Origin of the sequence: Prevotella micans F0438 (assembly GCF_000243035.1) — a bacterium.
In the GTDB taxonomy this organism is placed as follows: Bacteria; Bacteroidota; Bacteroidia; order Bacteroidales; family Bacteroidaceae; genus Prevotella; species Prevotella micans.
In genome coordinates this window covers 350,600-372,941 of the sequence record NZ_JH594522.1, presented here as the reverse complement: position 1 = coordinate 372,941, position 22,342 = coordinate 350,600, and the positions used below count along the sequence as shown (strand labels likewise).

Sequence of the window (22,342 nt, the reverse complement as noted above, 5' to 3'; positions counted from 1 at the left end):
AATATGAAGAAAAAATACTTCACCCCGGAACTTAAAATCGCGCTCGTGGCAATTGCCGGCGTCGTAATCCTTTTCTTCGGAATACAATTCCTGAAAGGTCTCGACCTCTTCGCTACCACTACATCCTACAAGATGCACTTTGACAGCGTGGATGGTCTGAGCGTAACCACACCCGTCTATGCAAACGGTGTTAAAGTGGGCGCCGTGAAAGGAATATACTACGACTACGAACATCCCGAAAAAGAAATATCTGTCGACGTGAACATCGACAAAAGCATGAAAATTCCCGAGGGAACAACAGCCGAAATCCTGAGCGACCTGATGGGAAACGTGAAGATGAATCTTATTCTTGGACGCTCATCGAACTACATGAAACCCGGAGATGTGATTGAAGGTGGTGTGAACGGTGGAACACTAGGCGGAGTACGCGACCTTATCCCATCAGTGCAACAACTCATGCCCAAACTCGACAGCATTCTCATGAGCGTAAACTCGCTGCTGGCCGATCCAGCATTGAGAAATGTAGTTCATAACGCCGATAAAATCTCGGCCGACCTTACAACATCCACTCGTGAACTCAACATGCTATTGGCACAACTCAATGGCACAGTGCCGGGAATGATGGGAAAGGCTGACCGCCTGCTTGACAATGCCAGTGGAGCAATGAAAAATATAAACGGAGGAATCACCGACGCCCGCGGAACAATCAAAAGCGCCAACGGAATGATTACAACTCTCGACAATAAAGTGGCCGACATCGACCTGGCCGGAACAATGTATAAGGTTAATACCGCTCTCGAACATGTGAATGCCCTCACCGCAAAACTCAATAGCAACGAAGGTTCGCTGGGCATGCTCATCAACGACCCCACGTTCTACAACAATCTCAATAAAACAATGCGTAGCGCCGACAGTCTGCTTATAAACATCAAGGCTCACCCGAAACGCTACGTGCACTTCTCACTATTCGGTAGGAAAGACAAATAAATAATCCGGAAACGAATACCTCAAAAGCACGCTGCAAAGTCACCTTCCCGACCTTGCAGCGTGCTTGCAATAAAGGCCTCGATAAACTCGGATGAGGAACCGTAGAAATTCGTCGCGAAGAAGTGATATTTTGCCTCGACAGAATCGAAAATTTAAAAACGATATAAATATAAATCATCATTCCGATGAACCCCTTATACCCCCTTCGCAACTTTGAGAATCAAATGCTTCTCGCCCAGTTTCGATAACCGAAAATAACCTTCGCAACAACAACCGACAATACAAAAAACCGGTTGATTCCCAACCCCTTGGAAATATGCAACACGTAAAATCAGTATGCCCCAAACACACAATGCTAAAGGACGGGTTAATAGGGAATTAGCAATTCGAATGAATCGTAACGCCAATTAGCCAGCCCGAAACCCAGGTCGCTTTTTAGTAAATTTGCAACTGTATTCCCCCCAACATTTATTCAGTCGAATTATCGACTAAAGAGACAAAGAAAAGATTGTAATAACTCAACATGAACGCGCAGCCTAAAGCACTTTGGAACGACAGTCTCAAACTCATAAAAGAGAACGTCACCGAGCAGCAATTCCAAACATGGTTCAAGCCAATCATCTTCGAATCCTATAAACCGGCATCGAAGACACTGCTCGTGCAAGTGCCCAGCCCATTCGTTTACGAGTATCTGGAAGAAAACTATGTTGACCTGCTAAGCAAAGTGCTCACACGCGTGTTCGGACAGGGAGTGCGACTAACATATCGTGTGGTTACCGACAAAACACACAACATCACACAAGACATACAGGCCGAGCCAACCGAAAATATTGAATCGCAGAAAGCAACCCAACGGGCAAATCAGAGCCCAACCGTACTCGACGCCACCCCAAAGGAACTCGACCCGCAACTCGACCCACACAAATCGTTCGGAAACTTCATTGAAGGCGACAGCAACAAACTACCGCGCTCAATCGGACTGTCAATAGCCGAGCATCCCGATACACAGCAGTTCAATCCGATGTTTATCTACGGACCTTCAGGCTGCGGAAAAACACATCTCCTCAATGCCATCGGCCTCCGCACCAAGCAACTCTTCCCCAAGAAGCGCGTACTCTACATCTCGGCACGCCTCTTCCAGGTGCAATACACCAGCTCCGTGCTGCACAACACAACAAACGACTTCATAAACTTCTATCAAACAATCGACGTGCTTATCGTCGACGACATACAGGAATGGATTACAGCATCCAAAACACAGGATACATTTTTCCACATCTTCAATCACCTATTCCGAAACGGAAAAAGAATTATCCTCGCCTGCGACCGTCCACCCGTTGAACTCCAAGGCATGAACGAGCGGCTACTCACACGATTCGCATGCGGACTCATTGCCGAACTCGAGAAGCCTAACATGCAATTATGCATAGACATTCTCAACAGCAAGATAAAACACGACGGTCTCCACATTCCCGAAGACGTTGTGCACTTCATAGCCCAAACGGCAAACGGAAGCGTGCGCGACCTGCAGGGCGTCATCAATTCACTTCTGGCCTACAGCGTGGTATATAACAGCAATATCGACATGCGCCTGGCCCAAAGAGTCATCAAACGAGCCGTCAAAATCGACGACAGACCCTTAACCATCGACGATATACTCGAAAAGGTTTGCAGCTTTTTCAACGTCACCGCAACCGCCATCAATTCCCGTTCGCGGAAACACGACATCGTAATCGCCCGTCAGGTGAGCATGTATTTGGCGCACAAATTCACCAAGATGCCCGCCAGCAGGATTGGTAAGCTCGTTGGTGGTCGCGACCATAGTACCGTTATCCACAGTTGTTCGCAGATAGAGAAACGTCTGCAGGTCGACAAAAAATTCAATGCAGAACTCTCGAGCATCGAAAACTCTTTCAAACTGAAGATTTGATTTTTCATAATGATAGCTGATGGGGAATGTGCAACGAATGACGGGTTCATTCACGCACATTCCCATTTTTTTTGTCCCGCCCTCTCTCGGGGAGGGGCGATTCTGTGTTCCCTACATGCGAGCTATCGCTCGAATTGGCATTATTTGAGCGAGAGGGTGGTAGTTAATATTGAGAAATGAGTAATATAAGGTTTAGGGAGTGCCTTTTTATTTTGTTCTTGGGGTGTACAAGTCTTTTATGTTGCCTTTTTATTTTATTCTGGGAGCATAGAGGTCTTTGTGGTGCCATCTTACTTTATTCTTGGAGTGTCGAAGGCCTTGATGCTGTTGTCTAACTTTATTCTGGTAGTATAAAAGTAGTTTTGGGTGTTGTCTAACTTTATTCTTGGAGTGTTGAAGAGGGTAATGTTGCCGTCTAACTTTATGGCATGACTTAAATAGATTATTTTGCTGCTAGAAAAAAATACGCTAGGAGAGTAAATCTTCACTGATTTATCAATTAAGCTATTTAATATTGTTATTATATTAACGGCTAATTTACTTAGAATAAATGAGATTATAAATAATAAAACTAGCAACTCATTTATACTAAATGAATTTAGTATTTCTATAACAAGTAATTCACTTAAGCTAAATGAGTTTTCGATTTATATAAAACATAATTCATTTAGGCTAAATGTAATTACTATTGGTTTAATTGATAGTCCGTTTAGTATAAATGGATATATCATTTCTACAATTGATTTTTTATTTAGATTAAATGAGATTTTACTTAGTATATATGATAATTTATTTAGATTAAATGAAGAAGTAGTTTTTATAAATGAAACTTCGTTTAGTCTAAATGATGTAGTGTTTTGTTTAAGTGAATTTTAGTTTAAAATAAATGAGATTGTGTTTTTTAATTTTAATATATTGTTTAATGTAATTGATTAGCTTGTTTTAAAATTTAAAATATTAATTAGGTTAATGTATAAGATATTGAGATAATATGAGATATTATATAGGTAGAATGGTTAGCTAATTGAGAAAATTGATTTTCTAGTTAAGCTAATTAAAAAAAGAATTAGTAAATTGCAAACCAAAATTACGCTAAATGAAGACCTTGAAAGTCTTCTAAGTCATAGCTTATCGTAGGCTGGCAGGCAGAAAGGCTTTCGGAGTCTCGGCGTACTGTAGGCTGGCAGATAAAAAACGGTTTAAGTCTTGGCTTACCGTAGACTGGCGGGCATGGAAGCTTTCAGACTCTTGGAATACTGTATGATGGCAGGAAAGAGGTCTTTGGGATTCTTGTAATACAGTATGACGGCATGTAAAAGGTCTTTATGGCTCTTGGAATACTGTATGATGGCAGGAAAAGGGGGGGCGGATGGAAAAAACAATGCAGATAATGATTTAAAATATAATTGAGATGGAAAATATAACTGAATTGCCGTTGCATATCAATGTGAGAGGCTGTTATTGTTCAAATTTTGGTTCCGGACTGCATCTTGCGTTCCACAGACGGGTGTATTTGACGATGACAGAGGTCGATTTGAAGAAATTGCACATCGGTGCGGGGCTCATGAAAGAATGGATGGAGCTTATAGAACAGGGGTATGAAACCGATTCGAAGACAAGTCTGCGGGAGCTTACGCAGCAGATTGCAGAGTTGAATGAGAGGCTGACGGAATTGATTACGTATATATTCGAAATGGTTCGGGTGCAGCGAAAATCGTTCGACGAGGAGAAGGCTAGGGCGGCAGAAAGTTTGTACACCGTAGTTCGGGCCTATCGTGGGCTTCAGCAGATGTTGCGCTACGGGAAAAGTGCGAAAATCGAATGTCTGCTTCGGGATTTCGATGATAAGGCGGAGGCTGTGAAACAGCTCTCGCTTACGAGCGCTATTAAGGAGCTCGAGCGGGTTAACAAGGAGCTGGACGAAACGCTCTCTGAACGAATCAAAATTAAAAAGGGGTACACGGCGAATTATAAACTTCGTCCGAAAATGGACCGTATTTACTCGCTTGTTGTTAAACATATCTCGGCTTCGTATATGCTTGCTGAAAACGATTCCGACAAGCAGGAAATAATCAAGTTGGTGGTTATTCTCAACCGGATTATCGCCGATTTCAGACGCAGTTATAATGAAAGTATGGCCCAGAAACGAAGAGTGAGAAAACCCGACGAAGATGTGGAACCGATTGAAGAGGATGAGGATGTGGTTTCGCCGGTTCTGCCGGATGATGATTCGGAGGATAATAACATCAAAGAAAATGATAATGAGTAAAGCTGAAAACAATAATCGGCGCCCGTTGCCGGATTTGTTGAAATGGCGGCTTGGCAGATTACTTCTTTTGGGCGAATGCTAGTATTAACGTGTTTTTGGGGAACTTTGCCGACATGATTATAAAAAAAATATGGAAGATTGCTCGATGGACCATGGCTCTATTATTTATTTCGAGCATATTGATAGTTGTTGCATATCGTTTCCTGCCGGTGTATTTCACTCCGCTAATGATTGCGAGGTGCTTCGAACAGATTGAAGACGGGCGGAAAATTAAACTATATCATGAATGGATTCCTTTGAGTCGCATGTCGGCCTCGATGCCCGTGGCTGTGATGGCCAGCGAAGACCAGCGGTTCCTTACGCATCATGGATTCGACTACGAAGCTATCGAACTCGCCGCGAAGGAGCATATGCAGAAAGGAAAAAAGCTGCGCGGCGGTTCAACCATCTCGCAGCAAACGGCAAAGAATGTGTTCTTGTGGCAAGGACGGTCGTGGGTGCGAAAGGGACTGGAGGCCTATTTCACTTTCCTGATTGAGATTCTGTGGAGCAAGCAGCGGATTATGGAGGTTTACCTGAATTCCATCGAGATGGGCGACGGAATATATGGCGTACAAGCGTGTGCCGAACGCAACTTCGGAATCGATGCGTGGAATCTCACCCGGTCGGATTGTGCGTTGATTGCGGCCACGCTCCCTAATCCCAGAAAATTTTCGTCGAAATCGCCGGGCCCGTATATGCGGAAACGGTTGCGACAAATTGAACATCAGATGACATTCATTTCGGCCTTCCCGAAAGAACATTAAATCACAGACAATGGAAAAACAACACAACTCATCCCTACTCAATGAACTAAACGACATGCAGCGCGAGGCGGTGATGTATAACGACGGTCCGTCGCTGGTTATCGCCGGGGCCGGTTCCGGAAAAACCCGTGTGCTAACCTATAAGATTGCCTATTTGCTCGAACAGGGAATGAAACCCTGGAATATTCTTGCGCTTACGTTTACGAATAAGGCGGCACGCGAAATGAAGGACCGCGTGGCTAATTTGATAAACTATGAGTCGGCTCGACAGTTATTCATGGGAACATTCCACTCCGTGTTTGCCAGAATATTGCGAATCGAGGCAGAGCACATCGGCTTCGGGCGAGACTTTACGATATACGATGAGGCCGATTCGCGCTCGCTGCTGAAGAATATTATAAAGGGAATGGCGCTCGATGATAAGCTTTACAAGCCGGCCGCCATTTACTCGCGCATTTCAATGGCGAAGAATAATCTCGTAACTGCCGAGGCTTATGCTGCCGACCGCGACGCAATTCAGCGCGACTTGAAAAGTAATATCGGTGCGCTGTGGCAAATATTTCAAACCTATCAGGCACGATGCAGACAGGCTAATGCGATGGATTTCGACGACCTTTTGCTGAATACTTTCCTGCTGTTTCGCGATAACGAGGAGGTGAAAAATAAATATGCTCGGGCTTTTGAATACATCCTCGTCGACGAATATCAAGACACCAACTTCGCCCAGGTTTCCATTCTCAATCAGATTTCATCGCACCAGGGAAAGATATGCGTCGTGGGCGACGACTATCAAAGCATCTACTCGTTCCGCGGGGCAAATATCGACAACATCCTTTCCTTCCGCGAGCAACACTCCCAGGCAAAGCTTTTCAAGCTGGAGCGCAACTATCGTTCGACCCGCAAAATCGTCGAGGCCGCCAATTCGCTCATGAAACACAACCGGCGACAGATTCCGAAGGATGTATATTCGGAAAACGACGATGGAGAACGGGTTGTCTATAAACCTTGCTACAGCGATAAAGAAGAAGCGGCCGTCGTAACATCCCAAATAGAACGAATCAGACAAACAGAGGGTGGAACCTATGCTGACTTTGCTATACTCTACCGAACAAACGCTCAAAGTAGAACGTTTGAAGAGGAGTTTCGACGTAGAGATATTCCCTACAGAATCTACGGCGGCCTTTCGTTTTATCAACGTAAAGAAATCAAAGATGCAATTGCCTACTTCCGACTCATTATCAACCCTCACGACGAGGAGGCCATCAGGAGAGTAATAAACTATCCTGCTCGTGGAATTGGCGCCGCGACCATCGCAAAAATCGCCAGCATGGCCATGGAGAATCAAACCAGTTTTTGGGATGCAATTGCCCATCCTGAAGTCATCGGACTGAGTGGGGCAATCGTTGCAAAACTCACAGCCTTCCGCGACATGATAAACGAGTTCATTGCCTGTAAGGACGAGGAGGACGCATTCACTCTTGCACGGAAAATCATTTTCGGCACGGGAATGGAGGCCGATATAAAGCAAGGTAGAGAGCAGGAAGACATTGCCCGACAGGAAAATCTCGAGGCTCTCATGGCCGCACTCCAAGAGTTTGTTGAAACGGCAACAGAAGAGGGCCGGACGTCGCAAATCTATCTCGAGAATTATCTCCAGGAGGTGGCGCTATATTCCGACCTCGACAAAAAAGATGATAACGAACCGCGAGTGACGCTCATGACTATTCATGCCGCCAAGGGATTAGAATTTCCGACCGTTTTTGTTGTCGGGCTCGAAGAGAATCTTTTCCCCAGCATCATGGCCACCCATTCCATGAACCAGCTCGAAGAGGAGCGTCGCTTGCTCTACGTTGCCATCACCCGGGCCGAGCGCCATTGTTTTCTAACTAATGCGAAGAATCGCTATCAATATGGTAAGCCGCAGTTTTGTACTCCCAGCAGATTCCTACGCGATATTGCCCCTGAATTTATTGATGGAGAAGTAGAAGTAAATTCGTTTGCCGATCAAGTAGAGTGGGGCGGATACGGCCAATCGCGCAGCTTCGGTCGATGGCAGAACGCCAACCCCGTGGGCTCACAGTTCAAAGCCGACCCGAGGCCGAAGATAACCTCCCCCAGCGAATCCGAAACGCCCATCGACCCGCTATCGCCACGCACTCGCGCCCGTTTGGCCGCCGAAAGAAGCTCTTCGTTTAGAAGAATATCCTCGTCGGATGGCGGCTCTTCGTATCAATCAGCAGCTTCATCCAAGAATAATATTCCGCGCACCGATGGCCTGGCTGTCGGGAAGAGAATCGAGCATCAGCGATTCGGCGTCGGCATCGTCGAAACTCTCGAAGGTATAGGCGAAAATGCCCGTGCCACCATCGATTTTCGGAATGTTGGCAGGAAAACCCTTCTGTTGAAATTCGCCAAGTTCAGAATCCTTTAGTCCCCGGTGAGAGAATGCCCGAATACAATCGTATTTTCGTTCTCCCGGCAAAAGGACAAGCAAAACCCCTATAGGTTTCTGTTCTCCTGATGAAAGGACCGCCAAATCCCTTGGGGTTTTCGTAGGGACGATTAGAAACTATTGGTTTCTGTGCCCATTGTCGCAACTACCTACGCACAAAAAGTAAAACAACATAATGATGATAGACTTATTTAATTTTTCGCGCCGCAAAACCTCCGTTGTCCACGTGGGATGCCTCGACATCGGGGGCGACAACCCCGTACGCATCCAGTCGATGACAACCACATCGACCGACGACACCGAGGCCAGCACAGCCCAAACAGAACGAATAGTAGATGCTGGGGGCGAGCTCGTTAGATTAACAACCCAAGGACGGCGCGAGGCCGAAAACCTGCGAAACATAATCGCCCAACTGCGTGCCGACGGTTATACCACACCCATCTGCGCCGATGTGCATTTCAATGCGAATGTGGCCGACGTAGCCGCGCTATATGCCGAAAAAGTTAGAATCAACCCGGGAAATTATGTCGACCCCGGACGAACTTTCAAGCAAATCGACTATACCGACGAGGAATATTCTCGCGAACTCCAGAAACTCGAAGCTCGACTCGTGCAGTTCATCGACATCTGCAAGCAAAACGGTACGGCAGTGCGCATCGGCGTGAACCATGGTAGTCTTTCCGACAGAATTATGTCGCGTTATGGCGATACGCCGGTGGGCATCGTTGAAAGTTGCATGGAATTTCTGCGCATTTTCAGGAAGCACGACTTCGCAAATGTGGTTATTTCCATAAAAGCATCGAACACGGTGGTCATGGTACAGTCTGTTCGCCTGCTTGTTGCCGAGATGGACAAGGCGGGAATGAGCTATCCCCTCCACCTTGGAGTAACCGAAGCCGGAGAAGGCGAAGATGGAAGAATAAAGAGCGCACTGGGCATCGGCGCCCTCCTTTCCGACGGAATAGGCGATACAATCCGCGTGTCGCTCAGCGAAGAACCCGAATGCGAGATTCCCGTGGCCCGACATCTGGTTCGGCACATCCGACGAAGACAGGCACACATCATCATCCCCGGACATCAGTGCGAAACATTCAATTATCTCAATCCAGAACGGCGCAAAACTACACCAGTCGGCAATGTCGGGGGCGATAATCCACCCGTCGTGATAACAAACGCCGCAAACTCGCACAAAGCTGACCCCTCGCTACCGCATGCTGATTACATCTACGCCCGTAGCTCTCTGCCAACTGTTCTACAGCCCGATACGAGCTACATCCTCGACTTCGACGCCTACGCCGAACTCGCATCGGCCGGCAATCTGCCCGAAGAAAATGCCGTCTATCCCATCTTCCCCGCCTCTGCAATTCCATTCATCGGAGCGGTTAAGGCGTCGATGAAGTTCTTGGTACTGCGCTTCGGCACTCCGGCAGACGAATATCTGGCCTGTCTCAAATATCACCCCGAAGTTGTGGTGGTTTGCACCAGTACACACCAGAATCCCACAGGCGATTGTCGTGCGTTAGCCCACGAAATCATGGAAACTAAACTTGCTAACCCTATCGTCTTCGCCGGAATGTATAACCACTCGTTAACCGAGAAAACATCGCCCGGACTAACTCCGAAAGACGCATTCCAACTCGAAACGGCAGCCGATATGGGCGCGTTGATGCTTGACGGACTGGCCGATGGAATCTGGCTTATGAATCAAGGTGACCTGCCGCCGTCCGACATCGAACAAACTGCGTTCGGAATCCTTCAGGCCGCTCGACTACGAATGGTCAAAACGGAATATATCTCCTGTCCCGGATGCGGTCGCACTCTCTACGACCTCCGCACCACAATAGCCCGCATAAAGGAAGCCACTAAGCACATGAAAGGCCTCAAGATTGGTATAATGGGTTGCATCGTGAACGGACCGGGAGAGATGGCCGATGCCGATTTCGGTTATGTTGGCGCCGGCCCGGGAAAGGTCAATCTCTACCACCGTAAGGAATGCGTTGTCCGAAATATTCCCGAATCCGAAGCTGTTGAACGTCTTCTTGAACTCATTAATTCCTCTAATTCCCCTAATTCCCCTGCCTGACATCGTGTCACACCACTTGTCGCTGGCATATGCTTTGTTTTTATCTAGGCCGAACAGCACGGCCTAACCATTCGCCAAAGCTGTTCATAAATACAACAAACGAATAACAAACAAAACATCATAAACTATGGGAAAAATTATTGGAATAGACTTGGGAACAACCAACAGTTGTGTCTCAGTATTTGAAGGAAACGAACCGGTGGTAATCGCCAACAGCGAAGGCAAACGCACCACACCATCGGTGGTAGGATTTGTGAAAGACGGTGAACGTAAGGTGGGTGATCCTGCTAAACGTCAGGCCATCACCAACCCCAAGAACACGGTTTACTCGATTAAACGTTTCATGGGCGAAACCTACGAACAATGCCGTAAAGAGGCTGAAAGCATGCCTTACACCGTGATAGACGAGAACGGACAGCCGCGTATTGACATTGAAGGACGCAAGTACACACCGCAAGAAATCTCAGCGATGATACTTCAGAAGATGAAGAAAACTGCCGAGGATTATCTCGGACAAGAAGTAACCGACGCTGTGATTACCGTTCCGGCTTACTTCTCCGACTCGCAACGACAGGCAACTAAAGAAGCCGGTCAGATTGCAGGTCTCAACGTGCAGCGTATCGTTAACGAGCCTACTGCGGCTGCTTTGGCATACGGTGTAGATAAGGGTAATAAAGATATGAAGATTGCCGTGTTCGACCTTGGTGGCGGAACGTTCGATATCTCTATCCTTGAGTTCGGCGGCGGCGTGTTTGAAGTGCTTTCTACCAACGGCGACACCCACCTTGGTGGTGACGATTTCGACCAAGTGATTATCAAATGGCTGGCCGATGGCTTTAAAGCTGACGAAGGCATTGACCTGACAAAGGACCCCATGGCCATGCAACGCTTGAAAGAGGCTGCCGAAAAGGCGAAGATCGAGTTGTCAAGCACTACGTCTACCGAAATTAACCTGCCCTATATCTCGGCAGAAGGTGGTGTTCCCAAACACTTGGTAAAGACTTTGACGCGTGCACAGTTCGAGCAGTTGGCACACGACTTGATACAAGCTTGTCTCGTTCCCTGTCAGAACGCCATGCGCGATGCTAAGTTGCAGACATCCGACATCGATGAGGTAATCCTCGTAGGTGGTTCGAGTCGTATCCCCGCCGTACAGACATTGGTAAAAAATTACTTTGGCAAAGAGCCCTCGAAGGGTGTTAACCCTGACGAAGTGGTAGCCGTGGGTGCAGCCATCCAAGGTGCCATCCTCAACAAAGAGAGCGGTGTGGGCGACATTGTGTTGCTCGACGTAACCCCGTTGACGCTCGGTATCGAAACCATGGGCGGCGTGATGACCAAGCTGATTGATGCCAACACCACCATTCCTACCAAGAAGAGCGAAACATTCTCTACCGCGGTAGATAATCAAACGGCCGTTACCATCCACGTGCTGCAGGGCGAGCGCCCCATGGCATCGCAAAACAAGAGCATCGGGCAGTTCAACCTCGAAGGTATCGCACCGGCTCGCCGTGGCGTTCCGCAGATTGAAGTAACGTTCGACATCGATGCCAACGGTATTCTCAACGTCTCTGCCAAGGACAAGGCAACGGGTAAAGAGCAGAAGATTCGCATTGAGGCCAGCAGCGGATTAAGCAAGGAGGAAATCGATCGCATGAAGGCCGAAGCCGAGCAAAACGCTGCTTCCGACAAGGCCGAGCGTGAAAAGATTGACAAGCTGAACCAAGCCGACTCGATGATTTTCACCACCGAGAACTTCTTGAAAGATAACGGCGACAAGATTCCTGCCGACCAAAAGCCAGGCATCGAAAGTGCTCTTCAGCAGCTTAAAGATGCTCACAAGGCTGCCGACGTTGCCGCCATCGACGCTGCCATCAACAACCTCAACACGGTGATGCAGGCCGCCAGCCAACAGATGTATCAAGGCGGTGCACAGCCCGATCCCAACGCCGGTCAAGGCTTCCAAGGCGGTGCTGCCGACAATCAATCGCAAGGTACCAACCCTGACGACACCGTCCAAGACGCCGACTTTGAGGAAGTCAAATAAGAATAAACATTATAGTAATCGCAGCAGTCCGAAAGGATTGTTGCGATTATTGTTTTACTAAACTCTCTATTAAAACCATAATGAAAGGAAAAGTTAGAACAGCTTTAGAAGCTCTTATCGAGGAGCAGAGCAAAAGAACAACTCGATTAAGAAACAGTCACAGTATGTTTCCGTTTTATAACACTCTTGATGAAGAGAAATATGTTAAATGGGTCGCAAGAACGACTCGCTTTTTAAGGACTCATTTCCCAAACGATAAAGATATAGAAGAATTTAAGAGTACTAGTAAGAGGACGACGACCCTTCAGCAACAACAGGAGTTGTTGGCAATTCTTGAAGCTTTCTTAGAATATCCTGAGGCCATAGAGAAGGTAAAGACAAGTAAGGTAACAAAGAGTATCAACATAAGTAACAATATAAGCAACACTAATACCCAATCGCAGCAGCAGTCTCAACAACAATCCATTGAGATACTCATAAAAGCACTTGAAGACCAACTTTCTGTAAGCCAGTTAAAGGAAATAAAGCAAGTCGTAGAAGAAGCTAAGGGTGACTTAGAAAAAGCTAAGCCTAAACTCATTGATAAAATCAAATCGTTTGGCGAGAATGTGGCTTCGAATATTCTTGCAAACATCATAGCCAATCCTGCTATTTGGTCAATGCTTAGCTAAGTATATCTACTCTTTAAATAACTGAAAGGGTGAAAAGCATGCCCGCCCGTGTGGCTTAGCATCTTTTCACCTTTTCACCTTTTCAATTTTTCACCTTTCTAAGGCTTTGGCTTAGCCTTCTTTCTTTCCTTTCCGTTTCGGATTATCCACCTCAACCTCTATGTTTTTGAGTGCTTGCCGGATGTTGTCTTTCCACGTTACGATAATGCCCGGCTTTTTCAACACTTTTGAAGTAACGTCTTCCTCTTTCTCGATAAACGTCGAGGGCATAGAGACGCGCAGCGAGAAGATGTCGCCAAGGTCGAGCGCGCCGCCCAGCGTAACCACCTCGATAATAATGTTGCGCAGCGTTATAAGCACGTTGCGCACATCGCCCTCGCTTAGCGACGTTTCGCGCACAATGCGCTGTATAAGCCAGCTTTGCGAAAACTTCTCTTGTGCCTTAGGCGCAGCACCATAGCCTTTTTTACCCTTGAGCGGACCAATCTTCATCAGTCGCTCGATAACTTTAAATTTTACCATAACTGTTTAATTTAATTAGTTGTTTGTAGTTAGAAATATATCCCTTTTACACTCCGCTTTGGAGTTATATAAGGAGTGCCTCTGTATGTATATAAGGAGTAGGGGAGGATGTATATAAGGGGTAGAGGAGGATGTATATAAGGAGTAGGACAGGACTCCTACTATCTCTCCTCTGCTACCTGTATTATACCTCATTTCCCACTTCTATTTAAGTTCTTCCTGCTTATTGATTTTACATGCCTATAGGGCGATATTTATCTTCATTGCAACAGCTTAACTCTACCGTCCACCTTTTGGGCTTTCCTCTTCTGCTTCATTCCAACGGGTTAATGAAATTATATGAATTAAAAATGATTGATTCTCTACGTTTTCAGCCGTCCTCCGTTTGGCAAACAGCCTTTCAATCCTCCCACGGCGAGTAGTTCACAAAGCCCTGTTCGTCGGCATCGTCCTCCTCTTCGTCAAAAAATCCGCCCTTGGCGTCACCCTCGTTAATGGTGTCGGATGTAACATTAAAGTGTTGCATCACTTCGTTGCCCAAGCCTAATGGAATTACCCGAATTTCGGGGGCTATATATGTTCTTTTTGTTGTCATTGCACACTCTGTGTTTATGTTCTTAATTCTCAATCAGCGGTTCTCAATTAAACACCCTCTTTTTCCCATTCACGATGTAGATGCCGCGTGTGGGATTGGTTACGCGTCTGCCTTGCAGGTCGTAGATGATGTCGTTTTTCTGCGGTGTAGTGTTATCGATGTTGCGGATGCCGGTCGTGGTGTCTTCAAAATCGATAACGAACGATTTGGCATATCCCACCTGCGATTTCGCTACTTTCAACGCCGCCTTATGAGCTTTCAGGTTGACGTATTCGCCGCCCGTGCCCGTCTGCCAATAGAAACCCTGATTGGTGCCTTTGTGCCCGAAGAGGTAGTATTTGTTCGTGCCGTCGTCGCCCACTTTCGCCTCGGTGGCTGTGCCCACGAGCAGGTTATTCGACACGCTCACCTCGGTGCCCGTTACATTGGCTTCGTATTCCACGGTGCTGCCTGCCGTTCCTTGCAATATAAATCCCGTTTGCTTGGGAATGATGCTGCCTGCGGCAATGCTCTGCGTCATGGCTTTGTAGGGGGCGGCAGCAGTTGCACCCGGCTGAACGTCGGTGATGATGTAGGCGGTGCAGCCCGCGGGAACTTTAAAGTTCTCGTTCTCCAAGTAATACGTGGAGTAGCCGTTTGAGCCAATGATTAACTTCTCGCGATATTTGCTGGCAGGAAGTGCCCACCATGGGGCATCCATATAGGCTTTGGCGGCATCTACGGGTACATATATTTTTTGCAAGTTTGTGTTTTCTTGGAATAGGTCGTAAGGACCTTCCGAAGGGTTGAGTGGATTCTCTATGTAAAGCAGTGCCGGTGTTGGTTTCTCGAAAGTTAAAGTTTCCAACTGCGCTAAACCCAAAAATGTTGAATAAGCAATTGTGTCAAGTTGTGCAGGCAATACCATATCTTTTAAAGGAGGGTTGCCATCCATCATTATACCGCCATCTATTCGTCGTAATGTTTGTGGAAACTTAATGCTTTCTATCGTTCCACGTCCCCAGGCAGCATTAAATACTTGAGCACCAATAAACCTAAGTCTTGTATGAGAAAGGTCTATATTCTTTAAAGATAAAAAGGTGCAAGCTTCCTGCTCTATCACTTCTAAGGTAGAGGGGAAAACAATGTCTTCTACGTCCTTGGCAAGATATGTACTATAGGACCTGACAATCTTTATTCCCTCTGACAAGATAACTTTTTTAAGTCCAACCGGAGAATATTGACCTTTTATGTTTGTTACTCGTCCTGCCACGTCTGTCACGGTGTAGGTGTCACCGTTATATTGCACACTGCCTGGAACTGTGATTTCTGTTGCACCTGTAGCAGCCTCGCCGTGAGTGACCTTGGCATATTTGTTTGCGGCATCTGTTATTGTGATGTCGAACGTTGCACCGGCAGCGTCAGTCCAACTGAAACTTTGTGCCCGCGCAGCCAACGCGATGAAAACGGCACAACATACTATCAAAATTCGTTTCATTCTTTTGTTGTTTTTGTTACTGAATACATACATTAAACTCGTTGTTATTTCCCTCTTGCCGAGGTTGGCAAAAGGGCATAAAAAAGCGAACAAAGGGAACTCCTCGGAGCCCTTTGCCTATAGGGGTTACGACACGCTTCGCGCGCGCGTAAGCGAAAGTGAAAAATGTGTAGTTAGACGCTAGGTGCGAATGTGTGTGTGTGTGTGTGTGTGTGTGTTAGCAAATTATTTGGAACAACCAAATAATCGGGCACAAAAATAACAGAAAAGTTCTCGCCTTTCTGCCTCGGCATTACACCATGTCTATTGCTCATTATGCCTTGTCTATTATTCATTGTGCCTTGTTTATTGTTCGTTGCACCTTGTCTATTGTTCATTGTGCCTCGTATCATCTTGCTATTGATAACACTCTTACGTTTCACGGCGGCAAAGATAACACAATCTTTCCGAACTGCCAAATAATCAGAAAAGAATTCTCCGTATGATCTGTTTTTCAGAGTAGCAAGTTCATGTTTTGGGCATACCAAAACCACTTGCTCCACCTCCTGACAGTCGTTGCAGAGGATTATCCCGCTGGTCTCCATCAAACTAATAAAAAGGAACAAATATGACTAAATCAGAATACAACAATGGCGGTCGCCCGACGAAAGGCGCAGCCGAAAAGAAGAAATACCGTATCACGGTAAAACTGAATACGCAGGATTATTATACGCTTAAAGGTAAAGCCAAGAGCGCAGGAGTAACCATGAGTGAGTTTGCAAGAAAAGTTCTTGATAAAGGAAATGTCATTGAACGACTGACCGTAGAGCAAGCAGACTTCATTCGCAAACTGTGTGGTATGGCAAATAATCTCAATCAGTTGACACATCGTGCCAATGCGGATGGGTTTCATGTCGTTGCTCCTTTCCACAAAATCATCATTGGCAAGATTGACGAAATCTTAAACTTGATACGAAAATGATTGCCAAGATAATGAAAGGTTCGGGCTTCAAGGGGGTTATTAATTACATCCTTGACCCAAAGAAAGGAACGGAACTCATTGATAGTTCTGGAGTGAGAACAGACAGTATCAAGCATATTGTTCAGAGCTTTATTGACCAAACGGAACTGAATCCAAGAGTGGGAAAGGTTGTCGGACATATCTCTCTGAGTTTCTCTGTGCAGGATTCTTCCAGATTAAGCAACGAGTTCATGGTACAGACGGCTCGTGAGTATATGGAGAAGATGGGAATAAAAGATACGCAGTATATCATCGGGCGCCACTTTGACAAAGAACACCCTCATGTACATATCGCTTTCAATCGGATAGATAACAACGGCAAGACTATCTCTGACTGTAACGACAGGTTCAAAAGTGAGAAGATTTGCAAAGAATTGACTGCCAAATACGGTTTATACTTTGCTGGTGGCAAGGAGAAGGTCAAGGAACACCGCTTGAAAGAACCCGATAAAACCAAGTATGAAATCTATCAGGCGTTGAAAACAGAAATAGCTCGGTGCAGGGATTGGAAAGCGTTACTTGTTCATTTGGAGAGAGAAGGGATTGATGTCCTCTTTAAGTACAAAGGCAACTCACAGGAAGTGCAGGGTATCATCTTTGAAAAGAATGGCTATCATTTCAATGGCTCTAAAGTGGATAGGAATTTCAGCTATTCTAAAATAGACTTTGCCTTGTACCAGAATAACAGGGAACACGAACAACAGATGCAAGGAACACTAAACCTCATATCTAATGTTGCAAGTGTTACGAGCGGACTTGCAAACGACCTCATCGAAGGAGGATTGGGATTGTTTCAGACTCATGGCACTGTCCCTGCGGAAGTTTACAACACACTCGATAAAAAGAAGAAAAAGAAAAACGTAAAATACATTTATAATTATGGCAGACAATAATACATTCGTCCTCTTTGAGGAAATCAAGAACAAGTTGGAGACAATTTACAGGGAACTAAAGGAACTGAAAGAAAAGGAGAACAGTCCTGTTTCTCTCCCTATTCCATCTACAACCGTACAACGTGACGAACAACAGGAACAAGAATTGCTCAACCAGTATGAGCAACGGATGAAAGATGTAATTAACAAGCATGTTGATGTGCAAATGCGTATCAAGGATGAAGAAGCTAAGTCCATTGACAAATTGGTGGCAAACGTCCTGACTATGTTACACGAGTGGCAGGAACAGAAAGAACATCCAAAGCAACAAGAGCATATCCATAGGCACAGCTTTGACATTAAGTCCTCGAAAGTCTTTACTACCGTGGTGGCAGGTTCTGTTCTCTGTTTTGTTTCTTTGGTCGGCAATTATTTCTTGTGGCAAAGTAAACGGCAATACAAAGACGATGCCTTGAAGTTCCGTATCATCAGAGTGTGGCGAGGTTGCAGCTCAAAGGATATCCTATGGCTCAACGATGTGTTTGACATTCATCGCAATGAAAAGATTATCAAACTAATCAAGAAAAGAGCCGATGATTATGACATGGAATTGAAGCAAAAGGCGGATAGTTTGATGCAGAATAATCTACAAAACAAGAAGAACAAATAGGATTGTGGATATAAAACTTTTGAAAGAGGAGAAAATATCTCCTCTTTTTTATTTCTTATACAAGAAAATTTACTATATTTGCAAATAATCATATAGTATTTATGGAAAGTCCAACCAATCGAATTAAAGAGGTGCTTACCGAAAAAGGGATTAAGCAGACATGGCTTGCCGGGAAGATTGGCAAGAGTTTTACGATAGTGAACTCATATGTTTGTAATCGTCGCCAGCCAAGCCTCGAATTGCTATTTCAGATAGCAGAGATCTTACAAGTCAATCCAAAAGAATTGATTAATACCCCAGATGAGTAATGCTTTTATTATGGCAGAGCATAAAGAACAACATAAGAAATCAATCCGCTTCTTCAATGACCGTGAGGTGAGGGCGGTTATTGGCGATGGTTGAAAAGGAAGTTGAAGCAAGAAAATGTTGAACTCGTGAGTGCCACGGCTTCAAGTTTGAAGCCCTCTGATAGAAAACTACGTGTGGCAGATTAAGCATTTTGATGAATTAGGGGATACTATGAAGGTAAATGTAAATAGTAATTAAAATATATTGTAAATGAAGGAACTTTCAGCCGTTGAACGCTGGCAACAGGAAGAAAATGATCGCCTCGAATACGAAAACTATTGTAATAAAATTAGGAAAGGTCTTGAAGACCTGGACGAGAAGAGTGGAGAACGTGCTCTTTGGGAACTCGTTCAGAACGCACGTGACATGAGCGAAGAATCTCGCATCAAAATAGAATTGACAAAACATAGTGTCATTTTCTCTCATCATGGTCAACCGTTTGATTATACGTCCTTTAGTGCGCTTGTAAAGCAAAATAGTTCTAAGGATAGAAATGGAACAGATCAAGTTGGCCAGTATGGCACAGGTTTTATGACCACTCATGCATTTAACCGCACGGTGAAAATAAGTGCCCCCTTTACCGTGAAGTCCGATAATAATAAAATAGAGGGTTATGTACAAGTAAACGACTTTAAGTTAGACCGCACACTTGTTGATAAAGAAGAAGGACCAAGCAAAATGAGAGATCAGCTTAATGCTGTAAGTCAGTTTTTTAAAACATATGAATTGTTAAAAGAGCCTGCAGATGATACTACATCTTTTTGTTATGACTTGACAGATGAGCAGATAGGTGAAGTTTCAGCCCAAATATCAAATGCTATTCGTTTAATGCCGTTCGTGTTGGCTATTAATACACGTATCAAAGAGATTGAGATTTGTAATCTGCACACAAACGAGCATTTCACATTAAAGAGGATGGGGAGTGATGAGACTTCAAATAAGAACGGTTGGAAAGTAGTAACGGAAAACATCTTGCTAACTAATCATAAAGCCAATACCGCCCCAAAGTCTTATGCTTGCAAGAGTCTGCAATCGGATAAGGGCGATGTAGTAATTATTCCACCGTTTCCTGAAAGATGTGGCAATGTTTGCGAAATCCCAAGTCTCTTTTTATGGTTTCCATTGTTAGGTACTGAGGCTTTTGGCGTAAATTTCATTTTTCATTCTAAACGTTTTCATCCCGTAGAGAAACGCAACAATATTATGTTACCAGGTTCTACTTTCATGAAACGGGACAAAGGGAGTGTAAATAGTAAGGTGTTAAGGGAAATAACAGAGGCCTTGTTTGATTATTACGCAAAAGATGAAAATACAAAGAGCCTATCTCCAAAAATGTGTGAGGTCTCATTCCCACAATCGTGTGATGATGAGGAAACACAGAATTTCTATGAGGAGATGCAGTCTCTGTGGAATACAAGGATTCCAAACTGGAAAATGTTGCCAATCGGGGATAATTATTATGCTGTATCAGACCCAAATGTTAGACTTCTTCATCGTGATTTCTTTTCTAAACTTAATCCAGAACAGAGGGCTCAATACGAAACTACATTAATCAATTACGCTTTACTTCCAAAGAAAACAGACGGTGTCTCCTATCTTATGCCCGATAATGATATAATTGTATGGTCGGAAATTGTGGATAGATGGAATTGTAATAGAGATAATGAGTTTTTCATTTCCGTTGAAGATGTATGTAAAGCCATCCAGTCAAAAAGAGAAGATTTACATGCTTTCCTGATGTTAATGAAAGATAGTGGTAATGCCGAGGTAATGGAAAATTATCCTCTTTTGCCTAATAGAACCGGTGATTTGAAGAAAAAGAACGAGTTATATGACGCTTCTTTTATGGATTCCACGGTTTATGATCTAGTAAAGGTTGTGATGGGGGATGATTCTAAGAAAATCTATGATAGATCCTTCCATGATGTATGCAAGGTTAATCCATACGTTCAAACAGATTTGCAAAGAGCAATAGCTTCGACTATGAGTAGTTGGCGCACAATAGCTTTAAACAATAATGAGAAGAAGACTCTCACTGATGAGCAGTTGAGTGCATTAATTACGTTCTGTTCTGCATCTTGCATGCCTGAACTCAATAATGCTAGGGGACGAATGATGCCTCTGATAGCCGAATTCCATGAGAAGGAGTTCCATGTAGTAAATACTATCAGATTCAAGGATGAGAACGAGGAAGATTTTTACAACGCAGCTTTCAACCTCTTACTAGATTATACCCTTTATATCCTGCATCTTAAAAAAGTAGAGTGGGTTAAGACGAATAAAGAATGGATGAAATCATTCCTTACTGAATATAGTCCATCAACAAACGTTGAACACAAAAAACGTTTGGACGATTATGGCGTTCTTCCTAATCAAAAAGGCGAGCTTTGTTTGATGAAAGAACTTCGTATGAACAATGGTGTCCCACCAGAGATGGCAACAATATACCAAGATATTTTTGACAAAGATCTTCACGAGAAATGGATTGATGAAGACTTTAAAGATATTCTTGAGTTGACTAAAGATGTGCCGAAGGATATTGCAACTGAAATTGAGGGGCGTCTTGTTACAGATATGAAGCAAGAATCCAAGGATCGAAAATTTGAAAAGATTGTACGAAGTATTATCTTAAAAATTGCTACATCGAAGGATTGGGAGGAATGGTTTGGCCAGATTAATGACAAAAAAGCAACCTATACTTTTAGTATGAAAAGTGGAAAAACGCAGAAGAGCCTATTTTCACTGATGGATATTAAAGATGAGGATCTTGATAGATTGGCTAAGTTGAGCGAAACGGGCAATATTGAATACATTTTGGATAAGATGGAACGGCAACTGGAATTGGAACATGAGAATGAAGTTCGATTCAGTCATTTACATGCTATTGGTAAACATATCGAGGATATTTTGCGTGACAAGATAGAGTCAGGCTTGGTAAAAGTGAAGATCCCTACTCGTACAGAAGGACATGCTGTAGCAGAGGATGTTCAAAATGGGCAAGATATCATCGTCAAGATTAAGGATGGAGAAGAGTGGGTAGATGTGTATTATATTGAGGTGAAGAGTAAATGGGATTTTACAGAACCTGCACACATGAGTACTCATCAGATAAAAATGGCTGCTCTTCATCCAGAAAAGTATGCATTGTGTTGTGTTGATCTTCGTGGACACAAGACTAAAGATCTTGAAAATTTGCCTCCAGAAACCATCATAGAATGTACCCGAGTGAAAATGGCTATTGGAAAAACTCTCAATCCAATGGTAAAAGCAATACTTGAGGCGGATGAGCAACCTGACGATGTGCAGATAAAAATTTCAGAATACAGAAGCAACATGGGTGCAAAAGTTTTCGAGGATGGAGAACCTTTTAAGGACTTACTTAATGAAATAGAAAATATAGTAAAAAGAAAAATAAATCAAATGTAACAACAGAATTTCAGTAAAACAGATTGCTCTGCTATGTGTAACCATTTAATAGCAATTGCCTGGTAAAATATTATATATCGTTGAATTTAAGTTTGGAGGGCATAGTTGCATTCATTGCCTTTACACATTTTAAGATATGCATGAAAAATCTTACGTCTACTTAAGTTCATAATCCACAAACTAATTA

Annotated in this window: 16 protein-coding genes and 1 pseudogene; 14 read left to right on the top strand and 3 right to left on the bottom strand. The window is 44.4% G+C overall.

Annotated elements, in window-relative coordinates; all coding sequences use genetic code 11:
- The first annotated feature begins 3 nt into the window (after nt 1-3).
- The 8 genes from HMPREF9140_RS06070 (at nt 4) to HMPREF9140_RS06035 (ending at nt 13,245) form a co-directional block, all read left to right on the top strand.
- Nucleotides 4-987, top strand: a complete 984-nt coding sequence (locus HMPREF9140_RS06070; RefSeq protein WP_006952624.1) for an MlaD family protein — start codon at nt 4-6, stop codon at nt 985-987.
- A gap of 523 nt (nt 988-1,510) precedes the next feature.
- Nucleotides 1,511-2,917, top strand: a complete 1,407-nt coding sequence (gene dnaA / locus HMPREF9140_RS06065; protein WP_006952622.1) for a chromosomal replication initiator protein DnaA — start codon at nt 1,511-1,513, stop codon at nt 2,915-2,917.
- Nucleotides 2,918-4,451: 1,534 nt separating this feature from the next.
- Nucleotides 4,452-5,186, top strand: coding sequence for a DUF6261 family protein (locus HMPREF9140_RS06060; RefSeq protein ID WP_154648531.1), 735 nt, complete (start codon nt 4,452-4,454; stop codon nt 5,184-5,186).
- Between the two features lie 116 nt (nt 5,187-5,302).
- Nucleotides 5,303-5,992 (top strand): monofunctional biosynthetic peptidoglycan transglycosylase, encoded by a 690-nt coding sequence (gene mtgA, locus HMPREF9140_RS06055; RefSeq protein WP_025073418.1) that lies wholly within the window; start codon nt 5,303-5,305, stop codon nt 5,990-5,992.
- Between the two features lie 10 nt (nt 5,993-6,002).
- Entirely contained in the window at nt 6,003-8,423 is a 2,421-nt protein-coding gene (locus tag HMPREF9140_RS06050; RefSeq protein WP_006952615.1) for an ATP-dependent helicase, read from the top strand.
- Between the two features lie 199 nt (nt 8,424-8,622).
- Nucleotides 8,623-10,527: a 4-hydroxy-3-methylbut-2-en-1-yl diphosphate synthase gene (locus HMPREF9140_RS06045; protein WP_025073419.1), complete on the top strand. Its 1,905-nt coding sequence runs from the start codon at nt 8,623-8,625 to the stop codon at nt 10,525-10,527.
- Nucleotides 10,528-10,654: 127 nt separating this feature from the next.
- Complete coding sequence (dnaK, locus tag HMPREF9140_RS06040; RefSeq protein ID WP_006952606.1) at nt 10,655-12,574, top strand: molecular chaperone DnaK; 1,920 nt, start codon at nt 10,655-10,657, stop codon at nt 12,572-12,574.
- Between the two features lie 80 nt (nt 12,575-12,654).
- Complete coding sequence (locus tag HMPREF9140_RS06035) at nt 12,655-13,245, top strand: hypothetical protein (RefSeq protein WP_006952604.1); 591 nt, start codon at nt 12,655-12,657, stop codon at nt 13,243-13,245.
- A 111-nt stretch (nt 13,246-13,356) separates the two neighbouring features.
- Here the strand turns inward: HMPREF9140_RS06035 and HMPREF9140_RS06030 are convergent, their stop codons facing one another.
- The 3 genes from HMPREF9140_RS06030 to HMPREF9140_RS06020 all read right to left on the bottom strand — a co-directional run bounded on the left by HMPREF9140_RS06030 (nt 13,357) and on the right by HMPREF9140_RS06020 (nt 15,839).
- Nucleotides 13,357-13,767, bottom strand: coding sequence for an HU family DNA-binding protein (locus HMPREF9140_RS06030; protein ID WP_006952602.1), 411 nt, complete (start codon nt 13,765-13,767; stop codon nt 13,357-13,359).
- Between the two features lie 400 nt (nt 13,768-14,167).
- Complete coding sequence (locus HMPREF9140_RS06025) at nt 14,168-14,362, bottom strand: hypothetical protein (RefSeq protein WP_006952600.1); 195 nt, start codon at nt 14,360-14,362, stop codon at nt 14,168-14,170.
- 43 nt (nt 14,363-14,405) lie between these two features.
- On the bottom strand, nt 14,406-15,839 hold the full coding sequence (locus HMPREF9140_RS06020; RefSeq protein ID WP_238300962.1) for a leucine-rich repeat protein: 1,434 nt from the start codon (nt 15,837-15,839) through the stop codon (nt 14,406-14,408).
- Nucleotides 15,840-16,446: 607 nt separating this feature from the next.
- Between HMPREF9140_RS06020 and HMPREF9140_RS06010 the strand changes: the two genes are divergently transcribed.
- The 6 genes and pseudogenes from HMPREF9140_RS06010 (at nt 16,447) to HMPREF9140_RS05990 (ending at nt 22,155) form a co-directional block, all read left to right on the top strand.
- Nucleotides 16,447-16,800, top strand: coding sequence for a plasmid mobilization protein (locus tag HMPREF9140_RS06010; RefSeq protein WP_006952596.1), 354 nt, complete (start codon nt 16,447-16,449; stop codon nt 16,798-16,800).
- Complete coding sequence (locus HMPREF9140_RS06005; protein WP_006952595.1) at nt 16,797-17,732, top strand: relaxase/mobilization nuclease domain-containing protein; 936 nt, start codon at nt 16,797-16,799, stop codon at nt 17,730-17,732. The genes HMPREF9140_RS06010 and HMPREF9140_RS06005 overlap by 4 nt, the downstream gene beginning before the upstream one ends.
- Nucleotides 17,719-18,381: a hypothetical protein gene (locus HMPREF9140_RS06000; RefSeq protein WP_006952593.1), complete on the top strand. Its 663-nt coding sequence runs from the start codon at nt 17,719-17,721 to the stop codon at nt 18,379-18,381. Before HMPREF9140_RS06005 ends, HMPREF9140_RS06000 begins: the two co-directional genes overlap by 14 nt.
- Nucleotides 18,382-18,482: 101 nt before the next feature.
- Nucleotides 18,483-18,689 carry a helix-turn-helix domain-containing protein gene (locus tag HMPREF9140_RS05995; RefSeq protein WP_006952591.1) on the top strand — a complete coding sequence of 69 codons (207 nt, stop codon included), beginning with the start codon at nt 18,483-18,485 and terminating at the stop codon, nt 18,687-18,689.
- 10 nt (nt 18,690-18,699) lie between these two features.
- Nucleotides 18,700-18,872: pseudogene (locus HMPREF9140_RS10840) on the top strand (cell filamentation protein Fic); the annotation flags it as partial.
- Between the two features lie 67 nt (nt 18,873-18,939).
- Complete coding sequence (locus HMPREF9140_RS05990) at nt 18,940-22,155, top strand: sacsin N-terminal ATP-binding-like domain-containing protein (RefSeq protein ID WP_006952589.1); 3,216 nt, start codon at nt 18,940-18,942, stop codon at nt 22,153-22,155.
- Nucleotides 22,156-22,342 lie beyond the last annotated feature (187 nt).

Excerpts from the sequence above, each read along its gene's own strand:
- HMPREF9140_RS06045 (WP_025073419.1), top strand. The coding sequence starts at position 8,623 with ATGATAGACTTATTTAATTTTTCGCGCCGCAAAACCTCCGTTGTCCAC.
- HMPREF9140_RS06050 (WP_006952615.1), top strand. The coding sequence starts at position 6,003 with ATGGAAAAACAACACAACTCATCCCTACTCAATGAACTAAACGACATG.
- HMPREF9140_RS05995 (WP_006952591.1), top strand. The coding sequence starts at position 18,483 with ATGGAAAGTCCAACCAATCGAATTAAAGAGGTGCTTACCGAAAAAGGG.
- HMPREF9140_RS06030 (WP_006952602.1), bottom strand. The coding sequence starts at position 13,767 with ATGGTAAAATTTAAAGTTATCGAGCGACTGATGAAGATTGGTCCGCTC.
- HMPREF9140_RS06005 (WP_006952595.1), top strand. The coding sequence starts at position 16,797 with ATGATTGCCAAGATAATGAAAGGTTCGGGCTTCAAGGGGGTTATTAAT.
- HMPREF9140_RS06070 (WP_006952624.1), top strand. The coding sequence starts at position 4 with ATGAAGAAAAAATACTTCACCCCGGAACTTAAAATCGCGCTCGTGGCA.
- HMPREF9140_RS06000 (WP_006952593.1), top strand. The coding sequence starts at position 17,719 with ATGGCAGACAATAATACATTCGTCCTCTTTGAGGAAATCAAGAACAAG.
- dnaK (WP_006952606.1), top strand. The coding sequence starts at position 10,655 with ATGGGAAAAATTATTGGAATAGACTTGGGAACAACCAACAGTTGTGTC.
- HMPREF9140_RS06010 (WP_006952596.1), top strand. The coding sequence starts at position 16,447 with ATGACTAAATCAGAATACAACAATGGCGGTCGCCCGACGAAAGGCGCA.
- HMPREF9140_RS05990 (WP_006952589.1), top strand. The coding sequence starts at position 18,940 with ATGAAGGAACTTTCAGCCGTTGAACGCTGGCAACAGGAAGAAAATGAT.
- dnaA (WP_006952622.1), top strand. The coding sequence starts at position 1,511 with ATGAACGCGCAGCCTAAAGCACTTTGGAACGACAGTCTCAAACTCATA.
- HMPREF9140_RS06035 (WP_006952604.1), top strand. The coding sequence starts at position 12,655 with ATGAAAGGAAAAGTTAGAACAGCTTTAGAAGCTCTTATCGAGGAGCAG.
- HMPREF9140_RS06020 (WP_238300962.1), bottom strand. The coding sequence starts at position 15,839 with ATGAAACGAATTTTGATAGTATGTTGTGCCGTTTTCATCGCGTTGGCT.
- HMPREF9140_RS06025 (WP_006952600.1), bottom strand. The coding sequence starts at position 14,362 with ATGACAACAAAAAGAACATATATAGCCCCCGAAATTCGGGTAATTCCA.